The organism is Flavobacterium sp., from assembly GCF_044341265.1.
In the GTDB taxonomy this organism is placed as follows: domain Bacteria; phylum Bacteroidota; class Bacteroidia; order Flavobacteriales; family Flavobacteriaceae; genus Flavobacterium.
In genome coordinates this window covers 49,678-71,293 of the sequence record NZ_JBIISA010000001.1, presented here as the reverse complement: position 1 = coordinate 71,293, position 21,616 = coordinate 49,678, and the positions used below count along the sequence as shown (strand labels likewise).

Annotated in this window: 17 protein-coding genes; 13 read left to right on the top strand and 4 right to left on the bottom strand. The window is 32.0% G+C overall.

The genetic code is table 11. The features are described 5' to 3' along the window. Positions 1-4: 4 nt before the first annotated feature. Both ACIQ06_RS00330 and fbp read right to left on the bottom strand, forming a co-directional pair. Positions 5-367, bottom strand: coding sequence for a fructose 1,6-bisphosphatase (locus ACIQ06_RS00330; RefSeq protein WP_298116569.1), 363 nt, complete (start codon positions 365-367; stop codon positions 5-7). 100 nt (positions 368-467) lie between these two features. After that, the gene (gene fbp, locus ACIQ06_RS00325) at positions 468-1,478 is read right to left on the bottom strand and encodes a class 1 fructose-bisphosphatase (RefSeq protein WP_396143145.1); all 1,011 of its coding nucleotides are present in this window, start codon (positions 1,476-1,478) and stop codon (positions 468-470) included. 135 nt (positions 1,479-1,613) lie between these two features. Between fbp and ACIQ06_RS00320 the strand changes: the two genes are divergently transcribed. From ACIQ06_RS00320 to ACIQ06_RS00265, 12 genes are all read left to right on the top strand, one after another. Beyond that, positions 1,614-2,477, top strand: coding sequence for a M48 family metalloprotease (locus ACIQ06_RS00320; protein ID WP_396142828.1), 864 nt, complete (start codon positions 1,614-1,616; stop codon positions 2,475-2,477). Positions 2,478-2,595: 118 nt separating this feature from the next. After that, positions 2,596-3,066: a GNAT family N-acetyltransferase gene (locus ACIQ06_RS00315; protein ID WP_396142826.1), complete on the top strand. Its 471-nt coding sequence runs from the start codon at positions 2,596-2,598 to the stop codon at positions 3,064-3,066. A gap of 67 nt (positions 3,067-3,133) precedes the next feature. Continuing rightward, the gene (locus tag ACIQ06_RS00310) at positions 3,134-4,387 is read left to right on the top strand and encodes an aspartate kinase (protein ID WP_396142824.1); all 1,254 of its coding nucleotides are present in this window, start codon (positions 3,134-3,136) and stop codon (positions 4,385-4,387) included. A gap of 162 nt (positions 4,388-4,549) precedes the next feature. Then, positions 4,550-7,951: a hypothetical protein gene (locus ACIQ06_RS00305; RefSeq protein ID WP_396142821.1), complete on the top strand. Its 3,402-nt coding sequence runs from the start codon at positions 4,550-4,552 to the stop codon at positions 7,949-7,951. Between the two features lie 100 nt (positions 7,952-8,051). Continuing rightward, positions 8,052-8,708: a hypothetical protein gene (locus ACIQ06_RS00300; protein WP_396142818.1), complete on the top strand. Its 657-nt coding sequence runs from the start codon at positions 8,052-8,054 to the stop codon at positions 8,706-8,708. A gap of 339 nt (positions 8,709-9,047) precedes the next feature. After that, a complete protein-coding gene (locus ACIQ06_RS00295; protein ID WP_396142815.1) occupies positions 9,048-10,025 on the top strand; it encodes a ribonucleotide-diphosphate reductase subunit beta in 978 nt (325 codons plus the stop codon). Positions 10,026-10,220: 195 nt separating this feature from the next. Then, complete coding sequence (locus tag ACIQ06_RS00290) at positions 10,221-12,671, top strand: ribonucleoside-diphosphate reductase subunit alpha (protein WP_396142813.1); 2,451 nt, start codon at positions 10,221-10,223, stop codon at positions 12,669-12,671. A gap of 11 nt (positions 12,672-12,682) precedes the next feature. Next, complete coding sequence (locus ACIQ06_RS00285) at positions 12,683-13,177, top strand: TlpA family protein disulfide reductase (protein ID WP_396142811.1); 495 nt, start codon at positions 12,683-12,685, stop codon at positions 13,175-13,177. Positions 13,178-13,258: 81 nt separating this feature from the next. Continuing rightward, the gene (locus ACIQ06_RS00280) at positions 13,259-13,480 is read left to right on the top strand and encodes a hypothetical protein (protein ID WP_396142808.1); all 222 of its coding nucleotides are present in this window, start codon (positions 13,259-13,261) and stop codon (positions 13,478-13,480) included. Positions 13,481-13,485: 5 nt separating this feature from the next. Further along, positions 13,486-13,935, top strand: a complete 450-nt coding sequence (locus ACIQ06_RS00275; RefSeq protein WP_396142806.1) for a GNAT family N-acetyltransferase — start codon at positions 13,486-13,488, stop codon at positions 13,933-13,935. A gap of 30 nt (positions 13,936-13,965) precedes the next feature. After that, complete coding sequence (locus ACIQ06_RS00270; protein ID WP_396143142.1) at positions 13,966-15,309, top strand: deoxyguanosinetriphosphate triphosphohydrolase; 1,344 nt, start codon at positions 13,966-13,968, stop codon at positions 15,307-15,309. Positions 15,310-15,577: 268 nt separating this feature from the next. Then, entirely contained in the window at positions 15,578-18,250 is a 2,673-nt protein-coding gene (locus ACIQ06_RS00265; RefSeq protein ID WP_396142803.1) for a T9SS-dependent M36 family metallopeptidase, read from the top strand. A gap of 53 nt (positions 18,251-18,303) precedes the next feature. On the opposite strand, the gene ACIQ06_RS00260 is transcribed toward ACIQ06_RS00265, so the two are convergent. After that, on the bottom strand, positions 18,304-19,254 hold the full coding sequence (locus tag ACIQ06_RS00260; RefSeq protein ID WP_396142801.1) for a DUF3078 domain-containing protein: 951 nt from the start codon (positions 19,252-19,254) through the stop codon (positions 18,304-18,306). Between the two features lie 38 nt (positions 19,255-19,292). Continuing rightward, positions 19,293-21,074 carry a 1-deoxy-D-xylulose-5-phosphate synthase gene (locus tag ACIQ06_RS00255; RefSeq protein ID WP_396142799.1) on the bottom strand — a complete coding sequence of 594 codons (1,782 nt, stop codon included), beginning with the start codon at positions 21,072-21,074 and terminating at the stop codon, positions 19,293-19,295. Between the two features lie 37 nt (positions 21,075-21,111). On the opposite strand from ACIQ06_RS00255, the gene ACIQ06_RS00250 reads away from it, so the two are divergent. Next, positions 21,112-21,555, top strand: coding sequence for a nucleoside deaminase (locus tag ACIQ06_RS00250; RefSeq protein ID WP_290833905.1), 444 nt, complete (start codon positions 21,112-21,114; stop codon positions 21,553-21,555). Positions 21,556-21,616: the final 61 nt, after the last annotated feature.

Sequence of the window (21,616 nt, the reverse complement as noted above, 5' to 3'; positions counted from 1 at the left end):
TGAATTAGTCCTTCATTATTTTTTCACCCATAGAAACTAGAAGAGTTCCAAGTAAGTTTCTATCGACTTTTTTGTGGTTTAATTCATCCGTTTTATCATTCATACTGTTCTCTAAATCAGTAATTCTGATGTTTAAATCGGTAGCTAAATTATCGATAGTACTGTTCAACTCCTTACGAGTTTCAGCAATAAAGTCTTCTAATTCCTCTTTTCTTTTTTCAATGTGATTTTTAATCGCTTGAAATTCCTGATCAATTTGCTGAATGTTTTCACCAAAAATCAGGTTTTTGATAGCTTCCAATCTTTGAGCAGATTCTAGTGGGTTTACTGCTGGAGCTTCTGTTTCTTTTGATTGATTTTTAGACATATAAGTAAGTAGTTTTTGTTGAAAAAAATGTTTGCAAATTTAGTAATTTTTCTTTCAACTAAGCTACTTTTCAGTATTTTATGTTTTTGTAGAATTTGTTCTACAAATCAGATGCTTTCATAAATTCTTCTGCCTTACTAACCATATTGTAACTTCCACAGAAAAAAGGAACTCTTTGGTGCAATTCTGTTGGTTGAATTTCCATAATTCTTCTATAACCATCAATTGCTTTTCCGCCAGCTTGCTCAGCAATAAAAGCCATTGGATTACATTCATACAACAATCTAAGTTTACCATTTGGAGCTTTTGAACTTGTTGGATAAATATAAATCCCACCTTTAATCATATTTCGATGCATATCGGAAACTAGACTTCCAATATATCTTGAAGTATAAGGTCTATCGCCTTCTTCAAGCTGACAATATTTTATATAATCTTTCACTCCTTGAGGAAAATGCACATAATTTCCTTCATTTATCGAATAAATAGTTCCATCTTTTGGATATTGCATATTTGGATGTGAAAGATAAAAAGTTCCAATAGCTGGGTTTAAAGTAAAACCATTTACACCATGACCAGTTGTATAAACCAACATCGTTGAAGTTCCATAAATAACATATCCAGCTGCAACTTGTTGTGTTCCTGGTTGTAAAAAATCTTCACTTGTTACTGGAGTTCCAACAGGAGTTTTTCTTCTAAAAACAGAAAAAATTGTTCCAACAGAAACGTTGACATCAATATTAGAAGAACCATCTAAAGGATCCATTAAAACCACATATTTATTACTGTGAGAATTATCTGAACCTGCAACTGTAATAAAATCGTCATTTTCTTCTGAAGCGATTCCACACACAATTTCACGATTGATTAACGTTTGAATAAAAACTTCATTGGCATAAACATCCAATTTTTGTTGGTCTTCACCTTGAACATTTTGTTCTCCTGCTGCTCCAACAATATCAACCAATCCAGCTTTATTTACTTTGTAGTTAACAACTTTTGCTGCTAGTCGAATTGAGTTTATAATTCTTGATAATTCTCCTGAGGAATACTGAAAAGCATTTTGATTTTCAATGATAAATTCACCTAAGGTTTTATTGCGTTCTTCCATTACGAAATCGTTGTAGTTATTTGTGCAAATATCGTTTATTTTATTAAATTTCAAATCAATTAAACGAATTAATACTACAAATTTATTATCAAACTTATTTTATCTTTGTTCTTCAATTTATTAAATCATAATACAATGAAAATCAAATCATTTTTTACAATTGCCTTATTAGTTATTTTAAATATTTCTAAAGCAAATGCTCAAATTAACTTGGGAGAAAAAGCTCTTGGTGCTTTACAAAATGGAGTTGCAAGCTTTACATTTTCTAATGAAGATGCTGCAAAATTATCTAAAGAAGCTGTTAGAAAAATGGATTCAACTAATGTTGTAGCTGGACCAAAAGATGGTTATACACTTAGACTAAACAGAATTTTTGGAAAACATGCAAGCGAAAACGGATTAGCATTAAACTACAAAGTATATCTAACAAAAGAGGTAAATGCATTTGCAACTGCAGATGGTAGTGTTCGTGTTTATTCAGGTTTAATGGATATTATGGATGACAATCAATTGCTTGCCGTTATTGGTCACGAAATTGGTCACGTTGCTAATGAAGACACGAAAGACGCTATGAAAGCTGCGTTAAGAAAAGCTGCATTGATTGATGCTGTTTCATCACAATCTGATAAAGTTGCCAAACTAACAGACAGCCAATTAGGTCAAATTGGAAACGCAATGTTAGACAGCAAACACAGCAGAAAACAAGAATCTGAAGCGGATACCTATTCTTATGATTTTATGAAGAAACATGGTTATGATGTAAACGCAGTTGAATCAGCTTTTAATTTATTAGCTTCTCAAAGTGGTGGTGCATCAGCCGATTTTCTATCTAGAATGATGAGTTCACATCCTGACCCAAAAGACAGAGCTGAAACTGCTAAACAGAGAGCAATTGCTGATGGACTATACAAAGCATACGTTCAAAAACCAATCAATAACAAAGTCGTTGTTACCAAAACTACTACCAAAAAAACTACTACCAAGAAAAAGAAAAAATAAATTTTTTAGACCCCAATTTTTTTTAATTCCAAATCCCTCAATTTCCATTGGGATTTGGAATTTGTTTTTTTGTTTATTGACAAAGCAATTTGTAATTTTGGAAATTAATTTTTTTTAAATGATTATAAGAAAAGGAACTCCAAACGACATGCCATCTGTTTTAGAGTTGATAAAAGAATTAGCAATTTTCGAAAAAGAACCAGATGCCGTTGTTATAACTGTCGACGATTTAATTCGTGATGGTTTTGCAGAAAACCCTTTGTTTCATACTTTTGTAGCTGAAGTCGATGACCAAATCATCGGAATTGCACTTTATTATTACAGATATTCTACTTGGAAAGGAAAAACTATTCACCTTGAAGATTTAATTGTAAAAGAAGATAAACGCGGAACCGGAGCAGGATTTTCACTTTACAGCGAAATCATAGCTCAAGGAAAACGCGATAATGTGAGAAGAATTGAATGGAATGTTCTAGATTGGAACACTCCAGCCATTGAATTTTACAAAAAAAGTGGCGCAAAAATTCTTGATGATTGGGATGTTGTTCAAATGGATGAAAATGGAATTAATGAATTTCTAAAAAAATAAATAATATAGAATTGATTTCTATTTAGACTAAAAATCTGAAATCTGAAATCTGAAATCTGAAATTAAAATGAGAATATTTAAATTTGGTGGCGCATCAGTGAAAGATGCTGATGGTGTAAAAAATGTTTTTGATGTTTTACAAAAAACAGGTCATGAAGATGTCTTAATCGTAATTTCCGCAATGGGAAAAACAACCAATGCTTTGGAAATTGTAATCAAAAATTATTTTGAAAAATCTAACGAATTTCATGCATCTTTACAAGAAGTTAGAAAATACCACAACCAAATTTTATTAGACTTATTCGATGATGAAGAACATGATGTTTTCTTTGCTGTAAATAGTCATTTTGCCGATTTAGAATATTTCTTGAGAAGTAATAAATCTCCAAATTACAACTTCGTTTACGACCAAGTAATTAGTTATGGAGAAATTGTTTCAACTACTATCGTAAGCTATTATTTCAATCATCAAGGATTAAAAAACAATTGGATTGATGTTAGAAATTTCATCAAAACCGATGCCACTTACCGTGATGCCAATGTAGATTGGGAGCAAACTCAAAAATTAATTTCTAAAGGAATTAAGAAAAAAGCATTAAACATTACACAAGGGTTTTTAGGTTCAGACGAAAATAATTTTACTACAACTTTAGGTCGTGAAGGTTCCGATTATACAGCTGCAATTTTTGCTTATTGCTTGAGTGCGGAAAGCGTAACTATTTGGAAAGACGTTCCTGGAGTAATGAATGCCGATCCAAGATATTTTGAAAATGCTATTTTGTTGAATCAAATTTCTTATCGTGAAGCAATAGAATTAGCATTTTATGGAGCTTCTGTAATTCATCCAAAAACGTTGCAACCTTTACAGAAAAAAGAAATTCCGCTTTTTGTAAAATCCTTTATAAATCCTTTATTACCTGGAACTTCGGTTTCTAAAGGTGCTGATTTGGAGCCAAAAACTTCTTGTTTCATTGTAAAGAAAAACCAGTTATTAATTTCTCTTTCCTCCATAGATTTCTCTTTTATTATGGAAGAAAATATCAGTGAAATTTTTGCACTTTTACATAAGTATAAAATCAAAGTAAGTTTGATTCAAAACACAGCCATCAGTTTTTCTATTTGTATTGAAGATAAATTTGAAAATTTCAACGAATTGAAAACTATTCTTTCTAAGAAATTCAAAGTTTCTTACAACGAAAATGTTTCACTTTACACCATTCGTCACTTCTCTAAAGAAGCAGCAGAAATGGTAGAAAAAGACAAAACCGTTTTAGTAAAACAAATTTCAAGAGAAACGATGCAGATTGTTACTAAGGAGTAAGTTTTTCGATTTTGTCATTCTGAGGCTCAAAGAATCACACTAGAAAATCAAACAAAGCGTTATGGTAGTATCTAATGTGATATTTACTTCGTCAACAGGATAAAACAATCAACTTTTTCCAATAATAAATACTACTTTTGACATTTATGAGTTATCTTATTTATGTTAAAAAATAGTTTTTTATGGATGCTATTGTTCTGTTTTTCGGGCATTTTTGCTCAGGAAATAGAGACGCCGTATAAAAACAAAAAAATAGCTTTTTCTAAAGACACCATCGCTATTGATAACGTTAGCATCAATAAATCATTCTTTAAAATTCTTAACAAACAAGGAATCGAAATCGACTCTTCCTATTATAAAGTAGATTTTCAAAACTCAAAATTGATTTTCAAAAACAATTACGTTTCTCAAGATTCATTGACCATTCGTTATTTAAAGTTTCCTGAATTTCTTACCAAAACCTATTCTATTTATGACGATAAACGAGTGGTTTCTAATGAAGCCGGAAATTTATACACCATAAAAAGAGACAATCTAAAAACCTTCAAACCTTTTGACGGATTAAATACTTCGGGAAGTATAACTCGTGGAATTACAGTTGGTAACAATCAAAATTCAACAGTAAATTCTAATCTTGATTTGCAAATTACAGGTAAAATTTCCAATAAAGTTTCGCTTCGTGCTTCTATACAAGATAGTAATATTCCTTTGCAAGCAGGCGGATATTCTCAAACCTTAGACGAATTTGACCAAATATTTATCGAATTATTTTCAGACAAATGGAGTATTCGAGCTGGTGATTTATTTCTTGAAAACAGACAATCTAAGTTTTTAAATTTTAACAAAAAAGTTCAAGGATTATCTTCAAAATTCACTTTTGGAACACCTCAAAATAAAACTGAAGTCTTTGCCTCTGGAGCAGTTGTTCGTGGTCAATATGCAAAAAGCAACTTTACTGGACAAGAAGGAAATCAAGGTCCATATAAATTGCGTGGTGCTAATGGAGAATTATTTGTTTTAGTAATTTCAGGTTCAGAACGCGTTTTTGTAAATGGAATTTTATTAAAGAGAGGTGAAAACAACGATTACATAATCGATTATAATGCAGGAGAAATAATCTTTACTTCGCTGTTTCCTATCACTTCCGAAATGCGAATTGTGATTGAATACCAATATTCTGATAGAAATTTTACTCGATTTGTAACCTATGGTGGCGCGAATCATCAAACAAAAAAATGGTCTATTGGCGGATTTTTATATTCTGAAAATGATGTAAAAAATCAACCATTGCAACAAAATTTATCTGGTGAACAAGTTGAAGTACTCAAAAATGCTGGAGATGATTCCAATTTAATGACTGCTCCATCAGCTTACGAAGATTCTTATTCTGAAAATAAAGTTTTGTATGAAAAAGTCATTATTGGTGGTGTTGAAGTTTTTCAATATTCAAATGATGCAAATGATACCTTATATAATGTACGATTTTCATTGGTTGGAAATAACTTAGGAAATTACGTTTTAGCAAACAACAATGCCGTTGGGAAAATCTACGAATATGTTGCTCCAATTGCCGGAATTCCACAAGGAAATTATGAACCGATAACACGATTGATTGCTCCAACAAAAATTCAAATCGCTACAATTTTAGGAAGTTATAAACCAAATGAAAAAACCGCAATTGATTTTGAACTCGGAGTTAGCAACAACGATTTGAATCTTTATTCAACCATTGATGACAATAACAACAGAGGGATTGCAGCAAAAATCAATGGAAAACAGAGACTTTATTCAGGAAAATATAATCTTGATGCATTTGCTAATTATCAGTTAGTGCAACAAAATTTCAAGACTATTGAACGATTATTCAATATAGAATTCAATCGGGATTGGAATTTAACCACTATTTCAGGTAATCAAAGTTTGTTGGTTTCAGGTTTGAATTTTGATTTTAAAACCAAAGGATTTGCTAAATATCAACTTGAAAAACTAGATTTTACCGATAATTTTTCAGGAACACGACATATTGTTCAAGGAAGTTTTAAACATAAAAAATTAGTTGTTCAGCAAAATTCTAGTTTCATGAAAAGCTCCGGGACTATTTCAAATACTGACTTTATCCGAAATCAAACAAGAGCAAAATTACATTTTAAAAAGAATTGGATTGGTGGAAGCTTTAACCTTGAAGACAATCAGGAACAATTGGTTGCCACAAATCAATTCACCACTTTAAGTCAACGTTTTTCTGAATATGGAGCGTTTATTGGTCGTGGTGATAGTACAAAAGTTTACGCTGAAATTGGTTATTTGAATCGAAAAAACGACAGTTTGCAATTAGGAATTTTGCAACGAGTAAATACTTCTGATTCTTATTATTTGAAATCAAAATTAATTCAAAATAAGAAAACTAACTTATCGCTTTTTGTAAATTATCGAAGATTAAAATATACCGATGCAACGATTCCAACAGAACCATCATTGAATTCTAGATTGCTTTACAATGATAATTTTTTCAATCAGTTAATTCAAACCACAGTTGCCTACGAAACTGCTTCAGGAACCATTGCTCAACAGGAATTCACTTATTTAGAAGTCAATCCTGGACAAGGAGTTTACATGTGGAATGATTACAACAACAACGGAATTCAAGAGCTACAAGAGTTTGAAATAGCTGCTTTTCCTGATCAAGCCAAGTATGTTCGTGTTTTTCTTCCAAATCAAATTTTTGTAAAAACACATCAAAATAAATTTTCACAATCGGTAACTTTAAGTCCATCTAAATGGATTAACAATAAAGGTTTCAAGAAACTACTCTCCTATTTTTATAACCAAACTTCATTTTCATTAGACAGAAAAATCCAACGCGATACTGATAATTTTAATCTAAATCCGTTTTCAACTAGCGAAGATAATTTACTTGGACTCAACACCAATTTTAGAAATAGTTTGTTTTATAATCGAGGCAAGCAACGTCACTCATTAACATACACTCATTTAAATGGACGAGTAAAAACGTTGTTGTCTATCGGTTCACAAGAAAACACAACACAATCCAATCAGTTGCAATATGCACATTTAGTGAAAAAAAGTTGGTTATTTAATTTGGATTCTTCTGTTTCAAACTCCGAAAGTATTTCAGATAATTATGCCACACGAAACTTTGAATTGAATTCTTATGCTTTAGAACCCAAAATCTCCTATTTATTTTCGAACAATAAAAGTTTGTCGCTTTTTTATGAATACAAAAACAAAGAAAACATCATAAACTTACTTGAATCTTTAAAACAACAACGCTTCGGAATTTCGTTTAATTATTCAAGCGACAATAAATTTACAGCCAATGGAGAATTCTCGCTTTATAACAATGAGTTCATTGGAAACGCACTTTCACCTGTTGCTTTTCAAATGCTTGAAGGTTTGCAACCCGGAAAAAATAGTACTTGGCGCTTACTTTTGCAGAAAAATCTAACCCAATATTTGGACATCAACATTAACTATCAAGGACGAAAATCTGATACTAGCAATGCTATTCATACTGGAAATGTTCAATTGAGAGCATTCTTTTAGTGTAAACATAGTTCTACATCAAAAAAATAATATTGGAATAATTGTTGTTTAGAATTAATTCGTTAATTTTAAACTTTAATAACCTAATTAAGAATTCACAATGAAAAAACTAATTTTATTATGCTTAGTGTTTATTTTCTCGAACACAACTTTTGCACAAGATGTAAAAGAAAAAGCATCAAAAACTAAAGCTAAAACTGAAAAAGCAGTAAAAGCTAAAAAAGAAAAAGCTGATAAACTAAAAGAAGAGAAAGCTAAAGCTAAGAAAGATGCAGAAAAAGCAGCTAAAAAAACAGAAAAAGATGCTAAAGCAAAAACTTCTAAAGCTAAAAAAGAAGTAGAAGAAAAAGCAACTAAAACTACAAAAGACGCAAAAGCTAAAACTTCAAAAGCTAAAAAAGAAACAGAAGAAAAAGCTACAAAACTTAAAAAAGACGGAACTGTAGACAAACGTTTCAAAGATGCTGAGTCAAAAGCTAAAGAAACTAAAGCTTCTGCAACTGGAAAAGCGAAAGCTACTGAAGGAAAAGCAAAAGCTACTGCAAATAAAACTGCAGCTAAAGTTAAAAAAACTGCAGCTGAAGAAAAAGAAGATATGAAAGAAACTGCAGCTTCTAAAACTGCAGAGAAAAAAGTTGCTGATAAAGTAACTGGAAAATATAAAGGTAAAAAAGTATTCACTGGACCAAGAGGTGGAAAATATTACATCAATAAAAACGGAAACAAAACGTATATTGATGCTGAGCAAGAAGAGTAAATCTTTCTATTCTTAGAAAATTTAAAAATGCAACTTTCAACCTATCGAAAGTTGCATTTTTTGTTTAATTTTTTACTTAAAATTTCCTTTCAAAAACATTACGAAAACTTATCGTAAAAATTTATAAATCCCTTATTTTTAGGGGTTTTTTCATTTTTTGACGTTTGTAAACTATTGTTAAACAAATAGTTATGAAAAAGTAAAAATTAGTAGTATTCCTACACATTGTTAAAAACTAAAGCCGATTGTGAATAAGTTTGGCTTTCATTTTCATTTAAAATTGACAATCTTTGTAACAGACGAAATAAGTTAAAAAAACCTTAAAAAAATATCAAAATTATGTCTTTCATAGAGCCAATTCTTCAAGAAAATAAAGATCGTTTCGTAATTTTCCCTATCAAGCACCAAGATATTTGGGAATGGTATAAAAAGCAAGAAGCGTGTATTTGGACTGCAGAAGAAATTGATTTGCATACCGATTTGAACGACTGGAACAATAAATTGAATGCTGATGAAAAGTACTTTATCAAACACATTCTTGCGTTCTTCGCAGCATCTGATGGAATTGTAAACGAAAACCTTGCAGAAAACTTTGTAAGCGAAGTACAATATCCTGAAGCAAAATTTTTCTACGGATTTCAAATCATGATGGAAAACATTCACAGCGAAACTTATTCGTTATTGATAGATACTTATGTAAAAGATGAAGCAGAAAAACACGAACTTTTTCATGCCATCGAAACTTTTCCTGCCATTAAAGACAAAGCAGAATGGGCTTTAAAATGGATAGAGTCAGATTCTTTTGCAGAAAGATTGATTGCTTTTGCAGCTGTAGAAGGAATTTTCTTCTCAGGTTCTTTTTGTTCAATTTTCTGGTTGAAAAAACGTGGTTTAATGCCAGGTTTGACTTTTTCTAACGAATTAATTTCTCGTGACGAAGGAATGCATTGTGATTTTGCTGTGCATTTACACAACCATCATTTAGTAAATAAAGTTCCTAAAGCAAGAATCACAGAAATTTTAACTGACGCTTTAAACATCGAAAGAAAATTCATCACCGAATCACTTCCTGCAAGTTTGATTGGAATGAACGCTACTTTGATGACACAATATTTAGAATTTGTTACCGATAGATTATTAGTAGAATTAGGTTGCGATAGAGTTTATAACTCTTCCAACCCATTCGATTTTATGGATATGATTTCACTTCAAGGAAAAACTAATTTCTTTGAAAAACGTGTAGCTGAATACCAAAAAGCAGGTGTAATGAATTCTGATTCTGAATCAAGTAAAATTAGTTTCGACGCTGATTTTTAATTATAAGTCACGGAAAAATTAGCCACAAAGACGCCAAGACACAAAGAAAATTAAGGATTTGTAGAGTCTATAATTATATTCTTTTAAAAAACTAAAAAAACTTTGTGACTTAGCGACTTCGTGGCAAAACAAAAAACGATTACAAATAACCCGAAATAGCGAAGGGATTTTCTATTTCACAAAAACTTAAAACTTATGTACGTAGTAAAAAGAGATGGCCACAAAGAGCCGGTAATGTTTGATAAAATCACCGATAGAATTAAAAAACTATGTTATGGTTTAAATGACAGAGTAGATGCTGTAAAAGTAGCCATGCGTGTGATTGAAGGATTGTATGATGGAGTAACTACGTCAGAATTAGATAATCTTGCAGCAGAAACAGCAGCGTCAATGACGATTTCGCATCCTGATTACGCTCAATTAGCAGCAAGAATCGCAATATCAAATTTACATAAAAACACCAACAAATCATTCTCTGAAACGATGAATGAAATGTATCATTATGTAAATCCAAGAACCAATCAAGAAGCGCCATTGCTTTCGGAAGAAGTTCACAATGTAATTCAAGAAAATTCAGAATTTTTAAATTCTCACATTATATATAACCGTGATTTCAACTACGATTACTTTGGTTTCAAAACTCTAGAGCGTTCGTATTTGTTAAAAATCAATGGAAAAATTGTCGAAAGACCACAACACATGTTGATGCGTGTTTCTGTTGGAATTCACTTAAACGACCTTGAATCAGTTATTGAAACTTACGATTTGATGTCGAAAAAATTCTTTACGCACGCAACGCCTACATTGTTTAATGCAGGAACTCCAAAACCTCAAATGTCATCATGTTTCTTATTAACTATGAAAGATGATAGCATTGATGGAATTTACGATACGTTGAAACAAACGGCAAAAATTTCGCAATCAGCTGGTGGAATTGGATTAGCTATTCACAATGTTCGTGCAACTGGTTCTTATATTCGTGGTACAAATGGAACTTCAAACGGAATTGTTCCGATGTTGAGAGTATTCAATGATACTGCACGTTATGTAGATCAAGGTGGAGGAAAACGTAAAGGAAGTTTTGCGATTTACCTAGAAACTTGGCATGCCGATATTTTCGATTTCTTGGATTTGAAAAAAAATACAGGAAAAGAAGAAATGCGTGCTAGAGATTTATTCTTCGCAATGTGGACATCAGATTTGTTCATGAAACGTGTAGAAGCAGATTCAACTTGGACTTTAATGTGTCCAAACGAATGTCCAGGATTAGACAATGTTTATGGTGACGAATTTGAAGCATTATATACTTCGTATGAAGCACAAGGAAAAGGAAGAAAAACAGTAAAAGCGCGTGAACTTTGGGAAAAAATCTTAGAATCACAAATTGAAACTGGAACACCATATATGTTGTACAAGGATGCAGCGAACAGAAAATCGAACCAAAAGAATTTGGGAACTATTCGTTCGTCTAACTTATGTACTGAAATTATGGAATATACTTCTGCAGATGAAGTTGCAGTTTGTAACTTGGCTTCTATTTCATTACCAATGTTTGTTGAAAACGGAAAATTCAATCACGAGTTACTTTTCAATGTAACTAAACGTGTAACAAGAAACTTAAATAAAGTAATCGACAGAAATTACTATCCAGTAATAGAAGCTGAAAACTCTAACATGCGCCATCGTCCTGTTGGCCTTGGTGTTCAAGGTTTGGCAGATGCTTTTATCATGATGAGAATGCCATTTACAAGTGACGAAGCAAAACAATTGAATCAAGATATTTTTGAAACATTATACTTTGCAGCAGTAACTGCTTCTATGGAATTAGCTAAACAAGAAGGACCTTATTCTTCTTATGAAGGTTCGCCGATTTCTAAAGGTGAATTCCAACATAATTTATGGAATATTAAAGACGAAGAACTTTCTGGAAGATGGGATTGGGCAGGTTTGAGAAAAGAAGTTTTAGCAAATGGTGTTAGAAACTCATTGTTAGTAGCGCCAATGCCAACGGCTTCAACATCTCAAATTCTTGGAAACAACGAAGCTTTTGAACCTTACACTTCTAATATTTATACAAGAAGAGTACTTTCTGGAGAATTCATTGTGGTAAATAAACATTTACTAAACGATTTAGTAGAAAGAGGATTGTGGAACGAAACCTTGAAGCAAGAAATTATGCGTCACAATGGTTCGGTTCAAAATATAGAATCTGTACCACAAGATTTGAAAGAACTTTACAAAACCGTTTGGGAAATGTCTATGAAAGACATCATCGATATGAGCCGTCAAAGAGGTTACTTTATTGACCAATCGCAATCGTTGAACTTGTTTATGCAAGATGCTAATTATGCTAAATTGACTTCGATGCATTTCTACGCATGGAAATCAGGTTTAAAAACAGGAATGTATTACTTAAGAACAAAAGCTGCGGTTGATGCCATCAAGTTTACATTAAATAATGATAAAAAAGCAGAACCAATTGAAGTTCAAGAGCAACCTGCAGCTGAAATAAAAGCTATCACAGAACCATTACAACCTATTGCTGTACTAAACGAACCGGTTGAAATGACTGCCGAAGAATACAGAGCTATGATTGAAATGGCAAAAAATGCTGGTCCGGACGATTGTGAAATGTGTGGTTCGTAAAAAACAAGTAAATGAAAAAAATCACAATTATATTATTCTTGTTTTTCAGTCTAATTTCGGAAGCTCAAGAAAAAAGGCTTTGGGCTAAATCGTTTCAAGATAAAAAAGCACCAGCTTTTGTCGTTGAAGAGTGGATTTCTGATAAACCTGAAATGAAAGGGAAATTTGTATTAATAGATTTTTGGGCAACTTGGTGTGGACCTTGTAAAAAAGCAATTCCTGAACTAAACGCATTTCAAAAAGAATTTGAAAAAGATTTAATTGTGATAGGAATAAGTGACGAAACTAAAGAAAAGGTCTTAACACAAATCAATCCTAAAATTGAATATTACAGCGCAATTGACACTAGCAAAAGATTAAATAATAGTTATGTAGTAAAAGGAATTCCTCATTGTGTTTTAATTGATCCAGATGGAATTGTCAGATGGGAAGGTTGGCCACAACAAAAAGGATACGAGTTAACAAGCGAAGTAATTAAAGAAATTATAGCTAAATATAAAAAATAATTTTAATTAATAAACTTAAACAGTCATCAACTCGATGGCTGTTTTGTTTTTTAATTATCTTTGAAATCAAATAAAAATACCATGTCAAAAGAAAAAGGAGTTTACACAGGAATTATAGAAAAAGACGAAAACGGAAACTACTTCTGTGGCGAATATTTATTAGATTATCAAATGGTTGTAAAGGATTTTAAATTAGGAGACGAAATCAATATCAAATCGGTTATTGCTAATCCGAGTGATAAAAGTTACAATCAATATCCAAAAAAATCGCGTCATTTCTTTTTGGCTAATGATAAAAAATAATTGCAATGCTTACCATCAAAAGAACAACCTCTGATAATCCCGATTTTGAAAAACTTGTTGTTCAATTGGATGCTTATTTAGCAGTTTTAGATGGTGAAGATCATGCTTTTTATGCACAATTTAATAAGTCAAGTTTGTTGAAAAATGCATTGATTGTCTATGAAAATGAAATTTCAATTGCAATTGGTGCTTACAAAGAATATGATGCTGAAACTGCCGAAATGAAAAGAATGTTTACTTTACCTGAACATCGTGGAAAAGGAATTGCAACTAAAGTTTTAACAGAATTAGAATCTTGGGCAAAAGAAGAAAATTATAAAAATGCATTATTAGAAACAGGTCACATGCAAAAAGACGCTATCTATTTATATCAAAAACTTGGTTACAAAATCATTGAAAACTTCGGGCAATATCAAGGTGTTGAGACTAGCATTTGCATGAAAAAAAATATCTAATATCTAAAATCATAAATCTAATATTATATGATGAACTGGGAACAACTTTTATCTTTAAAACGTCAAGGCGACAAAGGAAAACGACTACGAATAGAACAAGACGACACACGTTTGGGCTTTGAAGTTGACTACGATAGAATTATCTTTTCATCAGCTTTTAGAAGTTTACAAGATAAAACGCAAGTCATTCCGCTATCGAAAACCGATTTTGTTCATACCCGATTGACGCACAGTTTAGAAGTTTCAGTAGTTGGACGTTCTATAGGACGATTAGTTGGGAAGAAAATCATTGAAAAATATCCTCATTTACAAGAAATTCATGGTTATCAAGCTAATGATTTTGGAGCCATTGTTGCTGCAGCTTCCCTAGCACATGATATTGGAAATCCACCTTTTGGGCATTCAGGTGAAAAAGCTATCGGTGAATATTTTTCTATAGGAAAAGGTCAAAAATTTAAAGAACAACTTACCGATAAAGAATGGCAAGATTTAATAGATTTTGAAGGAAATGCTAATGGATTTTCTGTTTTAACAAGCTCACGACCTGGAATAGAAGGAAGCATTCGATTGACTTATGCGGTTTTAGGAGCATTTATGAAATATCCTAAGGAAAGTTTACCTAAAAAACCAACTTCCAATATTGCGGATAAAAAATATGGTTTCTTTCAAACTGACAAAGAATTTTTCAAAGAAGTGGCCGATGAATTAGGATTAATTCCAAACAAATCGGGAAATGATATTGGTTATGAAAGACATCCTCTCGCCTATCTAGTGGAAGCCGCAGATGATATTTGTTATACTATAATTGATTTTGAAGACGGAATAAATCTCGGATTAGTTTCAGAAGATTATGCATTAGAATATTTAATCAAATTAGTAAAAGATACTATTGATACTAATAAATATCAAACGCTTACTACTAAGGAAGACAGAATAAGTTATTTGCGTGCTTTAGCTATTGGAAATCTAATTAATGATGCCGTTCGTATATTTATAGAAAATGAAGAAGCAATTCTGAAAGGTGAATTCCCATATGCATTAACAGATAAAAGTAAATACAAAGCACAAATTGATGATATCATTAAATTAAGTGTGAAAAACATTTATCAAAGTCGCGAAGTAATTGAGAAAGAACTATCAGGTTATCAGATGATTAATAATTTGTTAGACAAATTCATAACGGCTTACAATAATAATTATGAAGGAAAAGCTACCAATTATGATAAGCTATTATTAAAGATTTTACCCGAAAAACATCACATTGAAAAAGAAACATTATACGAACGATTATTACACATTTGCCATTTCATTTCGATGTTAACCGATGGAAATGCAGTATTATTCAATCAAATAATAGCCTCTAACAATAGTTAAAATTTTGATTTTCAATCAAAATAGTTGATTTTAGATGAAAATAAAATTAGATTTGTTTCACAAAAAACTACAAACTTTAATTATGAAATCGCCATAAACTCGAGTTTGCGAATCCAAACACCCATAAAAATAGTGATACATATGCACTAATAAAACTATTAATATTTAAATATGAAATCCCTACTAACAACAAGTTTGTTGAAAACAAACACCAATGAGTAAAAAAGGCGATACCATATGTTACCTCTAAAAAATAAAATTTAATCATATGAAAAGAATTACATCACTATTGATGATTTTGTTTACAATTTTGAGTTTTTCACAAGAAAACAGAGTGAAAATTCAAAGCTATTTAGACAGAAATAAAGCAAAATTTAATCTTACATCACAAGACATAAGTGATTGGACAATTGAAAGTATAGGTAATTCAGAATCAACCAAGATTGATACTTATTGGATTAAACAAAGACATCAAGGAATTGAAATCTTCAACTCTGTTTCAAACATTTGGATTAAGAATGATGAAGTAATCAACTCTACTGGAGTGTTTATTTCAAATGTTGTGCAAAAAGTTAACACAACTTCACCTTCATTATCTGTATTAAATGCCCTTAACAAAGCATTTGAATCAGTTAATCAATCAAATTCAAATAATCAAATCATTGAAACTATTAGCAACAATGAATTCAAAATTTATAATGGAAACTTAACAGAAGATCATATAACTGCTAAACTTGTTTATCAACCAATGGGCGAAACTTTAAGATTAGCTTGGGACTTTTCATTTTACACTCAAGATTACAAACATCTTTGGAATATGAGAATTGATGCTGTTACAGGAACTATTCTTCAGAAAAACGACTTAGTTATTTCATGTAATTTTGAAAACCACAAAGGACACAAACATGGTTCTTCTGATTTTTCATTTTACAAAAATTTATTTAAAGATGAAAGTTTAGCTAATCCTCTTCAAGTACAAGGTGGTTCTTACAGAGTTATTCCTTTCAACTTTGAAAGTCCAAACCATACTGCAAGACAATTAGTTACAAATCCAGAAAATGCAACTGCTTCTCCAAAAGGATGGCATGATACAAATACTATTACTGGAAACACGGCAAGTTTAAAATACACATACACTAGAGGTAACAATACATGGGCTAGAGCAGATTTTACAAGTGTAAACCCAACATCACACAATACAAATCCGGCAAATAGTGGTTTTGCACCTGATGGTGGTGCCGCATTAAGTTTTGATTTTCCTTATCCAGGAACAACTGTAAGCGCAGACACTTATATTAGCGCAGCAACTACCAATTTGTTTTATATGATAAATGTTTTACATGACGTTTGGTATCAATATGGATTTAATGAGCCGAATGGAAACTTCCAACAAACAAACTACATTAGTGGTGGATCTGCTTCAGATGCAGTTTGGGGTGATGCACAAGATGGCTCACAAGTAGCTACACCAGCTACAAATAATGCTAATTTTTCAACTCCTGTTGATGGCTCTAGACCAAGAATGCAAATGTTCTTATGGAACTATGGCCCAAAATCATTATTTGTTCTGTCTCCATCTTCAATTGCAGGAGATTATTATTCGGCTGATAATGGTTTCGATCCGGGAAATATTCCTGTTCCCTCAGCTCCAGACTTTATACAAACAGAGGTTGCTTTATATCTAGATGCCGATCCCTCTACATCAATAGCTTGCACTCCAGCATCGAATGCAGCAGCTCTTGATGGTAAAATAGTGATATTAAGAAGAGGAGATTGCACATTTGTATCAAAAGTGCTTAATGCTCAAAATGCCGGTGCTATTGCTGTAATTGTTATAAACAATGTTTCAAATCAACTTGTTACAATGAGTGGAGCGGATATTAACATTACAATTCCAGCTGTTTTTGTAACACAAGAAGTTGGAGAAACTATTATTGCTGAAATGCAAAATGGTCCTGTTACAATTAAATTACAAAAGCAAGCTTTCGTAAACTCTGATGGCGATTTTGATAATGGTATCATTAGTCATGAATTTGGTCATGGTATATCTAATAGGTTAGCAGGTGGTAGATTAAACTCAAGTTGTCTTCAAAATTATGACCAAATGGGAGAAGGGTGGTCAGATTGGTTTGCAATGATGATGCAAATTAAACCAGGTGATGTAGGTACTACACCAAAAGGATTAGCAACTTTCGTATTGAGTGAACCAACTACTGGTAATGGTTTAAGATCATATCCATATTCTACTGATATGTCTATAAACCCATTAACGTATGCAGATTCAAATTCTCCGATACCATCAGACCCTGCCAATACTTCATACAGATATGTAAATGGTGATTTTTGGGCAACAGTTCTTTGGGATTTAAACTGGGCTTATATTCAAAAATATGGATATGATGATAATAAATATACTGGAACAGGTGGTAATAATAAAGTAATGAGATTAGTTCTTGATGGACTTAAATTACAACCATGTAGCCCAACAGTTATTTCAGCAAGAGACGCTTTATTTGCAGCTGATCAAGCGACAACTGGAGGACAAGATTATTGCTTAATTGCCGAAGTTTTCAGAAGAAGAGGTGTTGGTTTAAATGCGTCTGCTGGAAGTAATCAAAATTGTAATGATCAAGTTGAAGATTTTACAGCTTTTGCGCCAGGCCCAAACTGTACTTTAAGCGTTGATTATTTTGAAAACAACGAATTATTCAGAATTTATCCAAATCCAACAAATGGATTACTTAATGTAAGAATCAACAACTACGTTGGAAAAGTAAACATTCAGGTTATTGATATCAATGGTAGAATAGTAAGTGAATATAAAAATGAAGATTTCAATACTGAGAAATCATTAAACTTAAACAATTTACAATCTGGAATGTACATTTTAAAAGTGAATGGTGACAATGTTAACTTCACTCAAAAAATTATTAAAAACTAAATAATAGTTATAAATAAAAAAAAGGCTTTCATTAATTTGAAAGCCTTTTTTATTTATATAAAATTATAAATTATTCCTATTCCCAACATTTGTTTTAATTGAACTTTTGGACCGACTGTAACTTGAACATTATCTATTTCTTCTTTTGCTTTGATATCATCATCATATATTAAATGCGCTCCAATATTAGCCCTAACATACTTATTTACGACTAAATCAAATTGCATTTGCCAATCCACGTCAATATTACCAAACCTGTTTATATAATCTGAATATAAATTCAATCTGTTTTCAACTATTATGTTCTTAAAAACTTCTTTTTTGTAACCGCTTGTAACTAAAAATCCTAGTTCTGTTCTAGATTTTTTGCCTTGACTAATCAAATTTCCATTTCCATCATAAATAGCTTTGTTTACTCCAAAAGCACCTTGATCGGCCAATTCTTGAGCTAAAACTAAAGTCGTTTTTTGAGTTAATGGGGAAATATATACATTAATCTTTTTTTCTTTATTGGAATACTCAGCTCCAATTCCTAGAAAAATATAAGCCGGCGCAAAAGGTTTTGAAATAGCTTTATCAGTATTAGGATAAGAATATCCATTGGTAAACTGTGTATTGAAATTAAACTTTGCAGAATGATACCAATTTGAAATAGTGTCATATCTATAACCAAAAGTAGAATTTAATTGAAAAGCATCATCTGTTTTTCTGAGTTCTACACCATCTTGTTTATTCACACCATATCTAAAAATCATCTCATTAACCCATCTAACATTGTCTGTATTGTATTTTCTAATAAAATTACCTTTCAACAAACCAGAAACCGAACTATTTCCTCCAGCATTCCAATTCATAAAAGCAATTTGACTAATATCCAAACCAACCACATTTTTCTTTTCCCAATGAGAAATAGTATCTGGTAACTTAGTTTGAATTTCCTGAGAAAAAGTGATTTGTGTAAGTAGCAAAAGTAAAACTACAGAAGATTTGAGGAAGAATCTCATGATATGAAAAAGTTAAAAGTTGTGCAAAAATCGTAAAATCAAATAGTAGAAAAAAGCTTTTCTAAACTTTTAACGTCAATTTTACAAATTTGTTGCAACTCTTCCACTGTTCCATATTCGATAAAATCATCAGGAATTCCGATCGTTTTTATGGTGTTTTTATAATTATTTTCAGATGCAAATTCGATAATTCCAGAACCAAATCCACCTTTGATTGCTCCATCTTCAATAGTTATTATGATGTCAAATGAATTGAAAATTTCATGCAACAACTTTTCGTCCAATGGTTTTACAAATCCAAAATCATAGTGAGCAATTTGATCAGAATTTGAAACTTTATCTAAAGCCAAATCCACATTATTCCCAATAAATCCTGTTGATAAAACTGCAATTTTAGTTCCGCTTTTCAGCAAATGTGCCTTCCCAATTTCAATGTTCTGAAATTTATCATCTGAAATCTGCTTTCTGAAATCTGCAAACTTCCCTCTTCCTCTCGGATAACGAATAGCAATCGGATGATTTAGACCTAATGAAGCAGTATACAATATGTTTCGCAAATCAATTTCATCTTTTGGAGCATAAATAATCATATTCGGAATACATCGCAAATATGCCAAATCAAAAACTCCGTGATGCGTTGCGCCATCTTCACCCACTAATCCTGCTCTGTCTAAACAAAATATTACAGGTAAATTCTGCAAAGCCACATCATGAATCACTTGGTCATAAGCGCGTTGCAAAAAAGTAGAATAGATATTACAAAAAACAACCATTCCTTGCGTTGCCATTCCGGCTGCAAGAGTCACAGCATGTTGTTCTGCAATTCCAACGTCAAAAGCTCTGTCAGGAAAAGCATCCATCATGAACTTTAATGAACTTCCACTTGGCATTGCAGGTGTAATTCCAATAATATTTGGATTATTTGTAGCCAATTCAACTAAAGTTAAACCAAAAACATCTTGAAATTTTGGAGGCAAATGTTCTTCCGATTTTGGATGAATTTCTCCAGTAGTTTTATCAAATTTTCCAGGTGCATGATATTTCACTTGATCTTCTTCGGCTTGTTGCAAACCTTTACCTTTGGTAGTAATTATATGCAAAAACTTTGGCCCTTTTACTTTTTTCAATCGTTCCAATTCCGAAATTAAAGCCTCAAAATCATGTCCGTCAATTGGTCCAGAATAATCAAAATTCAACGATTTAATCATATTATTCTGCTTCGGATTTTTTCCTTCTTTAACCGAAGTCAAATAGTTTTTCAAAGCACCAACGCTTGGGTCAATTCCAATAGCATTATCATTCAAAATTACTAGCAAATTTGCATCAGTAACTCCAGCATGATTTAATCCTTCAAAAGCCATTCCGCTTGCAATTGAGGCGTCACCAATCACAGCAATATGATGTTTATTTTCACCTTTCAATTGAGAAGCAATCGCCATTCCCAAAGCCGCAGAAATCGATGTTGAGGAATGTCCAACACCAAAAGTATCATAAACACTTTCGCTACGTTTTGGAAATCCAGAAATGCCACCAAGTTGACGATTGGTATGAAAAATACCTTTTCTTTCCGTTAGAATTTTATGTCCATAAGCTTGATGACCAACATCCCAAACTAGCAAATCATTTGGCGTGTCAAAAACATAATGCAAAGCAATTGTCAATTCAATCACACCAAGACTTGCGCCAAGATGACCTTCTTTTACTGAAACCACATCAATAATAAAATCACGCAATTCTCTAGCCAATTGAGGCAATTGCGGTGGTTCCAATTTTTTTAAATCGGATGGATTATTAATGTTTTGAAGTAAATTTTCTGACATGTAGCAAATGTACGAATTGAATTCCTATTTTTGTTCTATGGAAAACATTTTCACCGACGAATACTTCATGAAAAAAGCTTTGCAAGAAGCCGAAACTGCTTTTGAAAAAGGTGAAATTCCTGTTGGTGCCATAATTGTAATTGACAACAAAGTCATTGCTCGAAGTCATAATCTCACCGAATTACTAAACGATGTCACGGCTCACGCCGAAATGCAATCGATAACTGCTGCTGCCAATTTCCTTGGCGGAAAATACTTAAAAGATTGTACTTTATATGTTACACTCGAACCGTGTCAAATGTGTGCCGGTGCTTTGTATTGGAGTCAGATTTCTAAAATTGTTTTTGGCGCTCGCGATGAACAACGCGGATTTCAAACTTTAGGAACAAAATTACATCCAAAAACTCAAGTAAATCAAGGAGTTTTGGCTCAAGAATGTGGCGACTTGATGAAACGTTTTTTTGCCGAAAAAAGAAAGTAGAAAAATTACTTTTTTTACAAGAAAAATAGTCCAAAAATTTATTTTACTTTTACTACAATAA

Coding starts and splice junctions, on each gene's coding strand:
- ACIQ06_RS00330 (WP_298116569.1), bottom strand. CDS start 367: ATGTCTAAAAATCAATCAAAAGAAACAGAAGCTCCAGCAGTAAACCCA.
- fbp (WP_396143145.1), bottom strand. CDS start 1,478: ATGGAAGAACGCAATAAAACCTTAGGTGAATTTATCATTGAAAATCAA.
- ACIQ06_RS00320 (WP_396142828.1), top strand. CDS start 1,614: ATGAAAATCAAATCATTTTTTACAATTGCCTTATTAGTTATTTTAAAT.
- ACIQ06_RS00315 (WP_396142826.1), top strand. CDS start 2,596: ATGATTATAAGAAAAGGAACTCCAAACGACATGCCATCTGTTTTAGAG.
- ACIQ06_RS00310 (WP_396142824.1), top strand. CDS start 3,134: ATGAGAATATTTAAATTTGGTGGCGCATCAGTGAAAGATGCTGATGGT.
- ACIQ06_RS00305 (WP_396142821.1), top strand. CDS start 4,550: ATGTTAAAAAATAGTTTTTTATGGATGCTATTGTTCTGTTTTTCGGGC.
- ACIQ06_RS00300 (WP_396142818.1), top strand. CDS start 8,052: ATGAAAAAACTAATTTTATTATGCTTAGTGTTTATTTTCTCGAACACA.
- ACIQ06_RS00295 (WP_396142815.1), top strand. CDS start 9,048: ATGTCTTTCATAGAGCCAATTCTTCAAGAAAATAAAGATCGTTTCGTA.
- ACIQ06_RS00290 (WP_396142813.1), top strand. CDS start 10,221: ATGTACGTAGTAAAAAGAGATGGCCACAAAGAGCCGGTAATGTTTGAT.
- ACIQ06_RS00285 (WP_396142811.1), top strand. CDS start 12,683: ATGAAAAAAATCACAATTATATTATTCTTGTTTTTCAGTCTAATTTCG.
- ACIQ06_RS00280 (WP_396142808.1), top strand. CDS start 13,259: ATGTCAAAAGAAAAAGGAGTTTACACAGGAATTATAGAAAAAGACGAA.
- ACIQ06_RS00275 (WP_396142806.1), top strand. CDS start 13,486: ATGCTTACCATCAAAAGAACAACCTCTGATAATCCCGATTTTGAAAAA.
- ACIQ06_RS00270 (WP_396143142.1), top strand. CDS start 13,966: ATGAACTGGGAACAACTTTTATCTTTAAAACGTCAAGGCGACAAAGGA.
- ACIQ06_RS00265 (WP_396142803.1), top strand. CDS start 15,578: ATGAAAAGAATTACATCACTATTGATGATTTTGTTTACAATTTTGAGT.
- ACIQ06_RS00260 (WP_396142801.1), bottom strand. CDS start 19,254: ATGAGATTCTTCCTCAAATCTTCTGTAGTTTTACTTTTGCTACTTACA.
- ACIQ06_RS00255 (WP_396142799.1), bottom strand. CDS start 21,074: ATGTCAGAAAATTTACTTCAAAACATTAATAATCCATCCGATTTAAAA.
- ACIQ06_RS00250 (WP_290833905.1), top strand. CDS start 21,112: ATGGAAAACATTTTCACCGACGAATACTTCATGAAAAAAGCTTTGCAA.